This window comes from Cobetia sp. LC6 (assembly GCF_030264805.1).
Lineage (GTDB): Bacteria > Pseudomonadota > Gammaproteobacteria > Pseudomonadales > Halomonadaceae > Cobetia.
The window spans coordinates 244,203-257,946 of sequence record NZ_JASSPL010000001.1 but is presented as its reverse complement, the minus strand read 5'-3'; the positions used below and the strand labels follow the sequence as shown (position 1 = coordinate 257,946).

At 65.1% G+C, this 13,744-nt stretch carries 12 protein-coding genes; 4 read left to right on the top strand and 8 right to left on the bottom strand.

The window, feature by feature from the left end; genetic code table 11:
• Positions 1–45: 45 nt before the first annotated feature.
• The 5 genes from lpxK to QQF40_RS01125 form a co-directional block, all read right to left on the bottom strand.
• Positions 46–1,035 (bottom strand): tetraacyldisaccharide 4'-kinase, encoded by a 990-nt coding sequence (lpxK, locus tag QQF40_RS01145; RefSeq protein WP_175088210.1) that lies wholly within the window; start codon positions 1,033–1,035, stop codon positions 46–48.
• Positions 1,032–2,780 (bottom strand): lipid A export permease/ATP-binding protein MsbA, encoded by a 1,749-nt coding sequence (gene msbA / locus QQF40_RS01140; protein ID WP_282627807.1) that lies wholly within the window; start codon positions 2,778–2,780, stop codon positions 1,032–1,034. Before msbA ends, lpxK begins: the two co-directional genes overlap by 4 nt.
• 28 nt (positions 2,781–2,808) lie before the next feature.
• Complete coding sequence (locus tag QQF40_RS01135; protein WP_175088212.1) at positions 2,809–3,234, bottom strand: ExbD/TolR family protein; 426 nt, start codon at positions 3,232–3,234, stop codon at positions 2,809–2,811.
• A complete protein-coding gene (locus QQF40_RS01130; protein ID WP_082388116.1) occupies positions 3,231–4,010 on the bottom strand; it encodes a MotA/TolQ/ExbB proton channel family protein in 780 nt (259 codons plus the stop codon). Before QQF40_RS01130 ends, QQF40_RS01135 begins: the two co-directional genes overlap by 4 nt.
• A gap of 107 nt (positions 4,011–4,117) precedes the next feature.
• Positions 4,118–6,991: a ComEC/Rec2 family competence protein gene (locus QQF40_RS01125; protein WP_285460169.1), complete on the bottom strand. Its 2,874-nt coding sequence runs from the start codon at positions 6,989–6,991 to the stop codon at positions 4,118–4,120.
• Positions 6,992–7,192: 201 nt separating this feature from the next.
• On the opposite strand from QQF40_RS01125, the gene QQF40_RS01120 reads away from it, so the two are divergent.
• Complete coding sequence (locus QQF40_RS01120) at positions 7,193–7,774, top strand: DUF2062 domain-containing protein (RefSeq protein ID WP_175088214.1); 582 nt, start codon at positions 7,193–7,195, stop codon at positions 7,772–7,774.
• 95 nt (positions 7,775–7,869) lie between these two features.
• On the opposite strand, the gene QQF40_RS01115 is transcribed toward QQF40_RS01120, so the two are convergent.
• The gene (locus QQF40_RS01115; protein WP_217485770.1) at positions 7,870–8,592 is read right to left on the bottom strand and encodes an ABC transporter ATP-binding protein; all 723 of its coding nucleotides are present in this window, start codon (positions 8,590–8,592) and stop codon (positions 7,870–7,872) included.
• Between the two features lie 52 nt (positions 8,593–8,644).
• Entirely contained in the window at positions 8,645–9,889 is a 1,245-nt protein-coding gene (locus QQF40_RS01110) for a lipoprotein-releasing ABC transporter permease subunit (protein WP_285460409.1), read from the bottom strand.
• Positions 9,890–10,142: 253 nt separating this feature from the next.
• On the opposite strand from QQF40_RS01110, the gene QQF40_RS01105 reads away from it, so the two are divergent.
• The 3 genes from QQF40_RS01105 to QQF40_RS01095 all read left to right on the top strand — a co-directional run bounded on the left by QQF40_RS01105 (position 10,143) and on the right by QQF40_RS01095 (position 13,270).
• Positions 10,143–11,204: an agmatine deiminase family protein gene (locus QQF40_RS01105; RefSeq protein ID WP_285460168.1), complete on the top strand. Its 1,062-nt coding sequence runs from the start codon at positions 10,143–10,145 to the stop codon at positions 11,202–11,204.
• Entirely contained in the window at positions 11,204–12,124 is a 921-nt protein-coding gene (locus tag QQF40_RS01100; protein ID WP_285460167.1) for a carbon-nitrogen hydrolase, read from the top strand. The genes QQF40_RS01105 and QQF40_RS01100 overlap by 1 nt, the downstream gene beginning before the upstream one ends.
• A 276-nt stretch (positions 12,125–12,400) precedes the next feature.
• Complete coding sequence (locus QQF40_RS01095) at positions 12,401–13,270, top strand: DNA replication terminus site-binding protein (RefSeq protein ID WP_175088218.1); 870 nt, start codon at positions 12,401–12,403, stop codon at positions 13,268–13,270.
• Positions 13,271–13,327: 57 nt separating this feature from the next.
• On the opposite strand, the gene QQF40_RS01090 is transcribed toward QQF40_RS01095, so the two are convergent.
• Entirely contained in the window at positions 13,328–13,660 is a 333-nt protein-coding gene (locus QQF40_RS01090; protein ID WP_285460166.1) for a YrhK family protein, read from the bottom strand.
• Positions 13,661–13,744: the final 84 nt, after the last annotated feature.

The window sequence follows — 13,744 nt, the reverse complement described above, 5'->3', positions numbered from 1 at the left end:
TCCGGAATAACAGCAGAAAAGAAAGAAAATTCAGCGATCAAGCACTCAGAGCGCCTCAAGGCGTTTGGCGAGCCAGTCCACCAGCGCCTGGTCCGGACGCGCCTCGACATCCAGCGCCCAGCAGCGCTCATTGGCGAAGCTGCGACACTTGACGGCGTCCTTGGCGGTCATCACCACGGGCAGATTGTCGGAAAAACGCAGATCCGTCGGCGTGAAACGATGGTGGTCCGCCAGCGGGCGCGGCAGATGCTCGACACCGAGATTGGTCAGGGTGCGGAAGAAGCGCTGCGGATTGCCGATACCGGCCAACGCATGCACCTGACCGCTGAACGGCAGCTGGTGGGCAGGATAGCGCACGTCGTCGATCAGGTGGCGCCAATGGACCGGCGTCAGCTTCATGCAATGCGATTCCACCGGCAGACGCGAGCAGTCGATGACCCCGTTGGAGATCACCGCATCGACACTGGCGAGACGCGATAATGGCTCACGCAGCGGCCCGGCGGGCAGGCAGCGCTGATTGCCGAAGGCACGCTCACCGTCCACGACCACCAGCTCGATATCGCGCCCCAGCGCATGGTGCTGAAGGCCATCATCGGAGAGCAGGATGTCGCAGCCCGCGGCAATCAGGCGCCGCGCCGCGCTCGGGCGATCCGGGTCGACCGCCACCGGCAGGCCGGTCTGCTGGGCCAGCATCACCGGCTCATCGCCAGCATGCTGAGGGTCGGTATCGGCCTGCACGTAGAGGGGATAGCGCGGCGAATGCCCGCCGTAGCCGCGCGAGATGATGCCCGGGCGCCAGCCCTGCTCGCTCAACCAGCGCCCCAGCCAGGCGACCAGCGGCGACTTGCCGGTGCCACCGACGGTGATGTTGCCGATCACGATCACCGGCACCGGCGCCTTCCAGACCTCACGCTTGCCGGTGAGATAGGCGTTGCGCTTGCGCGCCACCACATTCCTGTAGACATGTTCCAGCGGGCGCAACAGGTGCAGCCAGCCGGCGCCGCGATACCAGGCGTCTACCAGTCGTTCACTCATGCGTCCGCCGTCTCCCGGAACTGGATGCGATGCAGCGCGGCATAAGCACCTTCCTGAGCAATCAATGATTCGTGGGTGCCGTCTTCGATGATCTCTCCATCATCCATCACCAGGATGCGGTCCGCCTTCTCGATGGTGGACAGACGGTGAGCGATCACGAAGGTCGTCCGGCCCTGACACACTTCTTCCAGCGCGCGCTGGATATAGCGTTCGGATTCGGTATCCAGCGCCGAGGTGGCCTCATCCAGCACCAGAATCGGTGAGTCCTTGTAGATGGCACGTGCGATGGCGATACGCTGACGCTGACCACCGGAGAGCATCACGCCATTGTCGCCGACGATGGTGTCGTAGCCTTCACTCATGCGCTCGATGAATTCGTGGGCATAGGCCGCACGCGCCGCCTCTTCCACCCGCGCCTTGTCGACCTCATCGGTGCCATAGGCGATGTTGGCGGTCAGGTCGGCATTGAACAGGGTGACGTTCTGCGAGACCAGCGCGATCTGCTGACGCATCGGACGCAGCTTGTAGTCCTCGATGGCGACATCGTCGATCAGGAGGCGGCCGGTGGTCGGCGCATAGAAGCGCGGCAACAGGCTCATCAATGTCGACTTGCCCGACCCCGAGCGCCCGACGATGGCGACCATCTGTCCCGGCTTCACCTCCAGATCGATGCCCTTGAGCACCTCCGGCTGATGATCTGCATAGCGGAAGTGGACATTGTCGAAGCGTACACGGCCCTCGAGACGCCCCTCGGGCACCAGGGTGCCGTTGTCCGGCTCTGCCGGCGTATCCAGCAGACCGAACAGTTCTTCCGAGGCCGCCATGCCCTTCTGGATCTCGCCGTTGACTTCGGTCAACTGGCGAACCGGCTTGGCCATCATCGAAGCGGCGGTGATGAAGCCGACGAACTCGCCGGCGCTCATGCCGGCCATCAGTTCCGGCGCCATCGCCAGCCATACCAGCGTGGCAAGCGCCACGGCGATCAACAGCTGGATGACCGGCGTGGCGGTGGCCTTGGTCAGCGCTTCTTTCATCTTCTGCTCGCGGTTGTAATCACTGACCGCCGCGAAGCGTGCCTTCTCGTAATCCTCGGCACCGTGGGTACGCACGACACGATGACCGGACAGCGCCTCGGAGGCCACGTGGGTCACCTCGCCCATCGAGCCTTGGATACGCTTGGAGAGCTTGCGAAAGCGCTTGCTGGCATAGCTGACCACCCAGCCGATCAGCGGCGTGACCGCGATGAACACCAGTGTCAGCTTCCAGTTGGTCCAGAACAGATAACCCAGCAGGCCGAGCACGAAGAAGCCTTCGCGCATGATGATGGTCAGCGCCTTGGTGGCCGCGCCGGTGATCTGCTCGACATGATAGGTGACGCGAGTGATGAGATGGCCGGTGGAGTTCTCGTCGAAATAGCGCCCCGGCAGGTGCAGCATGTGGTTGAACACCGTGGTACGCAGGGTGTGCACCACGTTGCGTGCCACATCACTCATGCAGTAGGTGCCCAGGAAGGTGCCGACACCGCGCACGGCGAACATGCCGATCACGAACAGCGGCAGGAACAACCTGAACTGGGCATCAGGATTCTGGATGCCGTCGATCAGACGCTTCATCATCTCGGCCAGCGCCGTACTCGAGGCACCGTAGATGATATAGCCGACGATAGCGGCCAGAAACATCTTCCAGTACGGGCGAACATAGCCGAGCAAGCGGCGGTAATGAATCCAGGTGGAGTCGCGACTCACGGGGTCTCCATAGACTTGGGCGGCGCCCTCATGGGGCATCCGGTGATGATGATTCCGTCCCGATACGCGTACTGATGCGCACACGGGTGATACCCACTTCAGCGGCGGCGTCCAGCGCCGTGACCACCTTGGCGTGGGGCGTGCGGCCATCGGCTTCGAGGATCAACCCGAAGCGATCTGCCTGGTCCTTGTACTGCGCAAGTTGCGCTCCCAGTTCATCCTCGCCGAGGCTTGCCTCGCCGAGCGTAAAATCGCCTGCCGCCCCGATGCTCAGGATCAAGGGCGCCTGCTCTACCGTGCTGGCCTGACTGGACTGCGGCAGGATGAGGTCCAGCGCTCGACGGCTATCGAAGGTGGTCGAGACCATGAAGAAGATCAGCAGCAGGAACACCACGTCGATCAGCGGGGTGAGATTGACCTCCACTGACTCACGCTGGCGACGCGGAAACCTCATGACGGCCTCCCGGCACCTGCCCCCTTGCCATCATCGCCACCATAGGGGTCATCGGCGTCACGACGCATGTAGGCCGGCAGGTCTTCCGGCAGTCGCTCATGGGGCTCCGGCACCTGGCCGGGGCGCTGGCCCGGGCGACGGTCGATGCCGTCATGGCTCTCGGCCAGCCCGAGCTCGCCCTGGTGGTGCGAGATATACTCCACCACCTGCCCTGCCTGCTCCTCCATGTTGACGGTGATGTCCTCGACACAGCGCTGGAAATAGCGATGGAACATCAGTGCCGGAATCGCCACCGTCAAACCGGACGCCGTCGTCACCAGCGCCTGGGATATCCCGCCGGCCAGCTCCTGGGCTCGCTCGGCGCTACCTGCATCGACGATCACGGCAAAGACGTCGATCATGCCGACCACCGTGCCCAAGAGCCCCAAAAGCGGCGTGATGGCGGCGATGGTGCCCAGCGGACTCAGGAAGCGCTCCATGTCATGGATGACGGCCACGGCCGACTCCTGCATGCGCGCGCGGACCTGCTCATTGCCCAGGCGCGCATTGCGCAGCCCCGCCGCCAGCACGTTGCCCAGCGGCGAATGACTCTCCAGCCAATAGACATTGACCTGCCCCTGGCTGATCAGTTCACACACTTGCTGTCCCAGCCCCTTCGGCGCGATGCGTCGACGACGCAGCGTCCACAGGCGCTCGAGGATGATGGCCAGTGCCACGACGGAACATCCGAGGATGGGGAGCATCAAGACTCCCCCTGCGTACAAGGCTTCCAGCATGTGACCTCTCCCTTGGTCTCGATGCCTCTTCGGGCACCATTGTTGTCGTGTCAGATGTCACGCGCCATCCCTGTCGCGCAGGCCGTTTGAAACCGCCATGCATCTGATCATTCAGCGGATTTTACCCCAAGGCACCTCACTCCGATACCGCCAGCCCTGCGCGCTGGTTGCAGCCGCTCCCCCTGCGGCGACCACTCCCAGTACAAGGCGCCATCCAGCCCGACATGCCAGAGGCACTCGACATGACGCGCCAGACGCTCCACCACGTCCGGATGCGGGTGGCCATGCGGATTGTAGCGACCGGCGCTGACAATCGCGTGACGTGCCGCCAGGCTTTCAAGCCAGGCATCACCACTGCTGGTGCGGCTGCCGTGATGTGCGACCACCAGCAACGGCAAGCCGCGCCCGGCCAGGCGCTGGCGCAGCGTCTCCTGCAACTCGCGCTCCTGCTGCTGGCCGATATCGCCGGTCAGCAACGCCAGTGGGCGCGCGCCATGTGCTATCAAGACCACGCAGGAGTGCGCGTTGTCACGTCGAGTCGTCAACCCTGCTGGCGGCCACAGCATCTCGAGACGTACGGGGCGGCCCTGCAGCTGACCGAGGGTGATGCTGCGCCCGGCGACACACTCCCGCATCGCCACCTCATCGAGCCAGCTTACCTGACGCTCCAGTCGCGCCCGCTGCCCGGCCGGCACCCACAGGGCGGCGATCTCCTCGGCAGACAAGGCCTGCAGACCGCCGGCGTGATCGCCATCCCCGTGACTCATGATCACGCCGATGGGTTCTCCCGCCACGAATGGCGCCCCCGGCAAGCGGGCGCCGGTATTGCGCGACGCCGCCCCCAGGTCATAACGCCAGTACTTCGGCATCTGCCGTGACCCACCTGTCGACTCGCTTGCGCTCGGCGCCAGATGACTGCGCAGCGACAGTGCCAGCCCCTGCCCGACATCGTGTACCGTCAGACTGAGCGCGGGCGCCCGGGGCGAGACCGAAGCGGCTTCTGTCGCGCGCGTGACGGTGGCCAACGCAGGCGGTGACCACGGCGAGGCCAGCGCCGCCAGCGTCAGCCCCCAGCAGAGCGCCACGCTGCCACACAGGCGTTTCAGACGGCCATCCAGGCCCGGCACACCCTCCGCCAGCCAGGCACCCAGCAGGGCCATGACCGCGAGCGTCTGAATCAAGGCCGAGGGAGTAGTGTCTGTCTGGCCCGCCGCCATAGGCACCTGTGGCCAGCGCCCTTGCGTCGATGCCAGCGAGGACAATACCTCCATCGTCTGCGCCATGCCCTGCGCCAGCAGCTGCCATAGACGACTGCTGAATACACCGTCGGCGAGCATCGCCGCGAGCCATGACGGGACAAGTCCCGTGAACAGCAACAGCTGCTCGAGCCCCGCAAGCCCCCAGCCCAGCATGCCAATCGGCACGATCAATAGCGTCACCAGGGGCGCCATCACCAGATTCATCGGCAGCGAAAGCCAGGACAACTGGCCGCGTGAAAGCAACAGGGCCGCCCCCATGACCAGCGTCAGCAGCCACTGGCTGCGCAACGTGGCCAGACACCAGCCGCGCAATCCCAGCGGACGCGAGCGGCCCTGCCAGGCCAGCAGCAACACCGCCACGGCGATGAATGACAACCAGGTGCCCGGGCGCCATAGCGCCAGCGGGTCCAGACCCAGCACCAGAATCAGCGCCAGCATCCAGACCTGCCAGACACCCAGGCCGCTGCGACCACTGGCCATCCAGAGCCCGACCGTCACCATCAAGGCGGCACGCAGGGCCGGAGGCGCCAGGCCTGCCAGCAAGGCGAAACTCCAGGCCGCCAGACAGGCAAGCCACCAGGGCGCGACGCTGAATCGCCACCCGCCCGGGCGCCAGAGGCGCAGCACGCCGAAACTCAGCCCCAGCACCAGGCTGGCCATCAGGCCGACATGCAGCCCCGACACCACCACCAGATGCGTCAGTCCCGTGGCGTTCAGCGTGTCCCAGTCGTCATGGGTCAGCGCCGAGACCTTGCCCAGCGTCAATGCCGCCAGCCATCGACAGGGCGAGTCCGGCCAGTCGACCAGCGCCCCGCCTTCGCCGCAGCGCTGCCACAGAGCCTGCTCGGCATGAAGGCGCAGTGCTGCCAGCCCGCCTGGCGGCGCCAGGCGCTGCGCAAGGGACAGTTGGCGCACGTAACCCGTCGCAACGATACCTTCACGCCATAGCCAGGCGACACGGTCAAACTCCGCTGGGCTCGCTGAGCGCCCGAAGGCAGGGTTGCTGGCACCATGAGGCGGCACCAGACGCACGACCATGCGCCAACGCTCACCGGCCTGCCAGGGAGTCGCCAGCGCCTCGCGTGTCGCGACATTGCGGGGCAGCTTGCGTGGCCAGTAACGTCGAAGCTGGACCCGCTGATCCACCAGCCGCTGACAGGCTGCCTGACGCCCGGCATCAGCGGCGGGCTCCCCCGTCGGCTGGAAGAGACCACAGCGCGAGACACGCAACACCAGGCGCACCGAGTCATCAGGCGTCGGCAGTGCGCGATTGACCTGTTCGACCTGGCCTTCCAGCCACAGCTCCTGCCGTGTAAGCGCCTCAGCCATCACCAGCGGCTGCTGATGAAGGCCAATCACCAGTCCGAACCCCAGCGCTGCCGACAGTCGCAGTCTCAAGACTCCGAGCCGAGAGCGGCGTGACTCGGCACCGGGAGCTGGATGCGGAAAAGCACGAGTGAGCGTGGCTGCCAAGGCCCCGGCTACCATCAGCCAGCAGAGCAGCAAGGCGAGCAACAGCAGGTTGTCGCTCAGCGTCATGAAGGCGGCCCAGCCGTGCGCCCCGCCCTCTTGCGCGCCGAACCCTGCCGATGAGCGTGATTGCCAATCCGCGCCCCACTCACCCTGACATGACAGCCAGATCCCCGCCACCAGTCCCGCCAGCTGCTGGGCCAGCGAGGCCGGTGACAGCCACAATCGAGCGGGATGGGACGATTTATTCACGGTGGCGCCTGACATGTTTCTGGCCTCTTGCAAGGTCACCCATGGCTCAGCCCGTCAGGCATGGCGCGGGCTTTGCTGCGCTCAGTGTCGAATCGAGACACGAGGGTTGCAGATCACGAACCGGATAACTGCGCAGTCAGCATGGCAGTCCTGCAGCCATGTATGGATAATGGCCGGCGTTGAATGCCAAATGGCCAAGTCATGCCTCGTCGTCTACTCAAGCGGCTCCTGCCGGAACCGGATGCGCTCAAGCGCAAGAAGTCGCTGCGCTTCATGCATCACCTGATCGCCGATCCCGCACTGTGGGCGTTGTCGCGACGCACCGTGGCCAATGCCTGCATGGTGGGGCTGTTCTGTGCGCTGCTGCCGATTCCCTTCCAGATGGTGGTGGCCGCCTTCGGCGCCTGGGCACTGCGCTGCAATCTCGCGCTGTCGGTGGGGCTGGTATGGGTGACCAACCCGCTGACCATGCCGGTGGTCTACTACGCCACCTACCGCGTGGGCGCCTGGATGCTCGACACGCCCGCACGCGTGATGCCGGAGCAGGTCTCCGCGGCCTGGTTCGCCAACCAGCTGGAAGACATCCTGCCCGCCCTGGCGCTGGGCTCGCTGGTCAGCGCCGTCGTCCTCGCACTGCTGGCCAACATGCTGGTCCGCCTCTTGTGGCGCTATCAGGTAGTCCGCAACTGGCGCAGCCGCCGCAAGGCGCGCCTGGCCGCCAGGCGTTGCAACAAGGAGCAGTCGTCACGCCAGAACGCTGCGCAGGACACGGATAAGCTCTGAACGCTGCCGACAGACACGCATGAAAAACGCCCCGCCATCGAGAGATGGCGGGGCGTTTGGCTTTCTGGCTAGCGTGAATCAGGCAGCGGCTCGATTCAGCCCTCGTGCAGCTTGCCGCCGTCCAGGCGCAGCACACGGTGCTGGTGCGCGGCCAGACCGTTGTCGTGGGTCACGATGATGAAGGCCGCCTGCGCTTCACGCGCGATGTCATCCATCAGCTCGAGAATGCGCGCCGCCGTGGTCTGATCCAGGTTGCCGGTCGGCTCATCCATCAGCACCAGACTCGGATCCGTCACCAGCGCACGCGCGATGGCGACGCGCTGGCGCTCCCCCCCGGACAGCTCGCCCGGCTTGTGATCGGCGCGCGGCGCCATGCCGACCCGCTCCAGCAGCTTGCGCGCCTTGACGGCAGCGTCGGAACGCTTGTGGCCACGGATGATCAACGGCATCGCCACGTTCTCTTCGGCACTGAATTCCGCCAGCAGATGGTGGAACTGATACACGAAGCCGATGTGCTGATTGCGGAAGCTGCCCAGCGCCGACTCGCTGAGTTCGGACAGGCGCTGGCCGGCCACCTTCACGATACCCTGGGTGGGATGGTCCAGTCCACCGAGCAGATTGAGCAGCGTGGTCTTGCCGGAGCCGGAGCTGCCGACCACGGCGACTCGCTCACCGGCATGCACGCGCAGCTCCAGCTCGTCGAGGACCTGCACCTCTCGCGGGCCCTCATCGTAACTGCGGCTCAGGCGCTCACAGATCAGCATCGGCTTGCCGTGGGCCTGACCCGGCGCGTGAGTGTCAGAAGCCGGCGTCGGCATGGCGGTGTCTCCAGCAGCGGAACGGATGGATGCATCAGACGGTGTCGACGGATTACTCATAGCGCAGCACCTCCGCCGGCTGGATGCGCGAGGCGCGCCAGGCCGGATACAGCGTCGACAGGAAGCTCAGCACCAGCGCGGAGCCGATGATGATGCCCATGTCGCTCATCTCGAGGCGCGATGGCAGATAGCTGATGAAGTAGACGTTGGGGTCCAGGAACTGGATACCGAAGGTCGACTGCACCCAGGCGATGATGTCGGAGACGCTCAGCGCCAGCGCCACCCCGGCGATGGCGCCGATGATGATGCCCAACACGCCGATGGTCAGCCCCTGCACGATGAAGATGCCCATGATGGAACCGGGCCTGGCCCCGAGGGTACGCAGGATGGCGATGTCGGCGTGCTTGTCCGTCACCATCATCACCAGTGTCGAGACGATGTTGAAGGCCGCGACGGCGACGATCACCATCAGCAGCAGGCCGATCATGTTCTTCTCCATCTGGATGGCGGCGAACAGGTTGCCGTGGGTACGCTTCCAGTCCATGCCGCGATACTGCGGCCCCAGCTGGCTGACGATGTCACGCGTGACCTGATCGGCGCTGAACAGGTCATCGAGCTTCAGGCGCACCCCCTGGACGTCACCCTCATTGAAGCGTGCCAGCTTGGCCATGTCCGAGATATCGGTGTAGGCAAGGCTGGCATCGACGTCCGCACCGACCTTGAAGATACCGGTCACCGTGAAGCGCTTGAGACGCGGGAAGATGCCTCCCGGCGTGATGGAGGCCTCGGGCACCAAGAGCGTGACGCGGTCCCCCACGCCGACGCCCAGATTGCGCGCCAGCAGCTCGCCCATCACGATGCCCCAGCTGCCGGGCGTGAGATCCGCCAGGCTGCCCTGCACCATGTGCTCGCTGATGATAGAGACCTGGTCCTCCGCGGACGGATCGATACCGGTGACCAACGCGCCCTTGTTGCGGCCGTTGGTGGTGAACATGCCCTGCTGCTCGATATAGGGTGCCGCACCGACGACATGCGGCTTCTCGCGCAGCTTGCCGGCCAGCGTCTCCCAGTCGGTGACGCTTTCACGCGCCTCGACGCGCACATGCGGCACCATGCCCAGCACGCGGGTGCGCAGCTCGTGGTCGAAGCCGTTCATCACCGACAGCACCAGAATCAGCACGGCGACACCCAGCGACAGCCCCAGCATCGAGGTCAAGGAAATGAAGGAAATGAAATGGTTACGGCGCTTGGCGCGGGTATAGCGCAGGCCGATCAGAAAGGGTAGGCGATCCAGCAGCATCGAAGTCGATTCCTTGGGTCAGGGTCGCGGGCCATGATACGCATTCCGCAGGCTCGGCGCATGGAGCCATATTCGAACGCAGTTTGCCAGCCTTCGTTTGTGGCCAACATGAACCGCCAGCATGGCAAGACATGTGTAAGTCAGGCACCACAGGGCTAGCGTCGGCGCATGGCTCTGCTATCATCGCGCGCCGAGTCCGCGGCATTGCGGCTTGCGCCTTTATCGTTACCTCTTCATCAGGGAGATGCCCATGGCCACCCGTCTGCTCGCCGAATGGCACCCGCAGGACGCCATCCAGCTCAGCTGGCCCAGCCCGCACAGTGACTGGAGCGAGATGCTCGAGAGCATCGAAGCCACCTGCGAGGCCATGGTGATCGCCATCAGCCGCTATCAGCACGTACTGATCAGCGTCAGCGATGACGCCACCCGCGAGCGCCTTGCCGCACGCTTCGCCGGTTTCGGCGTGCCCGCCGAGCGCCTGCATCTTTTCGTGGCGCCGCTGGATGACACCTGGACGCGCGACCATGGCCCCATCACCATCGAACGTGATGGCCAGCCGGTGCTGCTCGACTACACCTTCACCGGCTGGGGCGGCAAGTTCGAGGCCGCCCGCGACAATGCCCTGACCCGCGCCCTCGCCGCGCAGGGGGCTTACGCAAGCCCGGTGGAAAGTCGCGACTTCATTCTGGAAGGCGGCGGCATCGAGAGCGACGGTCAGGGCACCCTGCTGACCACCGAGGCCTGCCTGCTCAACGACAACCGCAATGCCGGCCTGAGCCGCGCCCAGGTCGAGGCGCAACTCAAGGCCGATTTCGGGGTCAAACGCGTGCTGTGGCTCGCCAATGGCCATCTGGAAGGCGATGACACCGACAGCCATGTCGACACCCTGGCGCGCTTCTGCGACCCGCGCACCATCGCCTATGTCCGCTGCGATGATCGCGACGACCCGCATTACCCGGCGCTCAAGGCGATGGAAGCCGAGCTTGAAGCACTGCGCGATGCCAACGGCGACCCGTACTTCCTGGTGCCGCTGCCCTGGCCGGATGCCTGCTTCGATCCGGACGACAGCCATCGTCTGCCGGCGACCTACGCCAACTTCCTGATCATCAACGGGGCCGTGCTGGTGCCGACCTACGCCGATCGTCACGACATGATCGCCCTCAAGGCCCTCGCCAGCGTCTTCCCCAAGCGTGACATCATTCCGGTCGATTGCCGCGCCGTGATTCGCCAGCATGGCAGCCTGCACTGCATGACCATGCAACTGCCCAAGGGCACGCTGGCCACCTCGAACACCTCTCAAGGAGCACTGTGATGACTGCTTCCCGCCGTACACTCAAGGTCGGTGTCGTCCAGCAACAGGGCTGGCCCGACAAGGACACAAGCCTGGCGGCCAGCGAAGCCGCCATTCGTCGCCTTGCCGCCGATGGCGCTGAGCTGGTGACGCTGCAGGAGCTGCATGCCAGCCACTACTTCTGCCAGACCGAAGACACCGAGATCTTCGATCTCGCCGAGCCCCTCGACGGCCCGACCACCCAGCGTCTTGCCGGGCTGGCCGCCGAACTCGGCCTGGTGATCGTCGGCTCCATCTTCGAGCGCCGCGCGGCGGGCGTGTATCACAACACCGCCGTGGTGCTCGACAAGGCCGCTGGCCTGGTCGGCACCTTCCGCAAGATGCACATTCCGGATGACCCCGGCTTCTACGAGAAGTTCTACTTCACGCCGGGCGATGCGCCCAGCGCACAGGCCCCGCGCCGCGGCTTCGAGCCCATCGACACCTCGGTCGGCCGTCTGGGCGTGCAGGTCTGCTGGGACCAGTGGTATCCCGAAGGCGCACGCCTGATGGCGCTGGCCGGTGCCGAGATGCTGCTCTACCCCACCGCCATCGGCTGGGACCCGCGCGACGATGAAGCCGAACAGACACGCCAGAAGGATGCCTGGACCCTGATCCAGCGCAGCCACGGCGTCGCCAATGGCGTGCCGGTGATCGTCGCCAACCGCGTCGGTCATGAAGTGGACCCGACGCCCGCCAGCGAAGGCATCCAGTTCTGGGGCGGCAGCTTCATCTGCGGCCCCCAGGGCGAGCTGCTGGCGCATGGCGGCACCGAGCCCGAGGAGCTGCTGGTCGAGCTGGACCTGGCGCGCGGCGAAGACGTGCGCCGCATCTGGCCTTACCTGCGCGATCGTCGCATCGATGCCTATGGTGATCTCACCGAGCGCTATCGCGACCGCTGAGCCCATCGGGCTTTGCCGGCCTGACAACAACGCGCTGTCGAGATCATACAGACCCGCAGAGACAGGAGGGCGCCCAGCGAGGCGCCCTCTTCTGTTTCGATCTGTCGGCGTAGCCGGCCTCTTCCGCCACGCCACCCCGGGTGATTCAGTCTCTCGGAGACCTCTTCTGGTCCCCGCATGCCGCCGTGGCCTGACTTGCCATCCCGGTCACGCTAGGCTAAACAAGATAACGCGATAAAAAATCACGTCTCCCTTGCTGCAATCAGGACGCAGAGCATGCCCGAATACCAGTTGATGGCCAGAATAGAAGCGGCCTTCGATACGCAGATCAGCGCCGCCGATCAGGTCATCACCGCGGTCAGAGAAGAGAATTCGACACTCTGGCGACTGGATGGCGTCAGTGCCGATAGCGAATGGCTCAGCCAGGCGTTGCAGGACGTATGGTATCAGGATGGCCAGGACGGCCGAGTCACCCGCCCTTACCTGGGCGTGGTCGCCGCAGGCCCGACGGTGATCGAGCGCGTCGCGGCACTCAACGCGGCCAAGGAGCAACTGGCGGAGCTCTTCGCCGAGCTGCGCGAGAAATATCCCGACCAACTGGCCGAACTGAAGGCGATACTGCCCTTCCGCCACCCGGGACTGAATCAGCACCTGAGGGGCGATGGCCTGGCGCGACTGCATCTCAAGCAGTGCTGGCGGCGGGTGCCGGTGGCAGAAGCGCCGGTGGCGCGGGTGCGCTTCGCCTGGTACAGCTCCGGACGCTCGATCCAGCGCGTCAGCGTGGCGGAGTGTGAAGCCTTGCTGCTGAAACTGGATACCGAGGCCGAGCACGTACGCCTGCAGCTCAAGCTGCTGGCTGGCCTGCCATCGGATGAAATTCTGGCCCGCATCCAGCCCCAGGCACCGCTGATGCGAGCCAACCTGTTCTATCGTGAGCCGGTGATGCGCGAAGACGGCGAGCTACGTACGCGCCGCGCGCTGAACGTCTCTCTGCCGCTGTTCCTGCCGCATGATGACCTGCGTCTGCCTGCGCTCAATCAGCCAAGCCCGACGCCGCCCACCGAGCGCACACGCGCCCGCCGCGGTGACGTGCGCATCGAGGACACGCCCTTCCTCAAGAGTCTGCGCGTGCATCGCTATCGCTGATCCCTGGAGCAAGAGAGCCGGAGAGCCGGAGAGACAGCCAAGCCATGAAGACGCCCGCTAGAGGTCCAGCGCCGATTCGGGCATCCGCTTGAGGTGCATGCGGCGCGCCAGGCGAATCACCGGCTTGAGCGTCAGCTGCAGCGAGCCGATCACGAACAGCCAGATGCCCAGCGTCATCCATTCTTCCCAGAAGAAACACACGCTGCCGATCGTGAACAGCAGGCCCAGCACCAGCTCATTGATGATGCTGGCCAGCTCATAACGGCGATGGATGATCAACTCCTCATGGCCAAGCCGCAGCGTCAGGTCCGAGGGCGGATCATCCTGCAGTGTCTCGCGTGACTGCGTGCCCGACTGCCGAGTGTCGTGTTGCCGTGAATCATCCTGCATGCGTCATTTCCTCAAGGCTCATCAACAAGGTTTCTCAATTGGGAGCCCGACAACCACAAGGCCCCGACATCAATGATGTCGGGG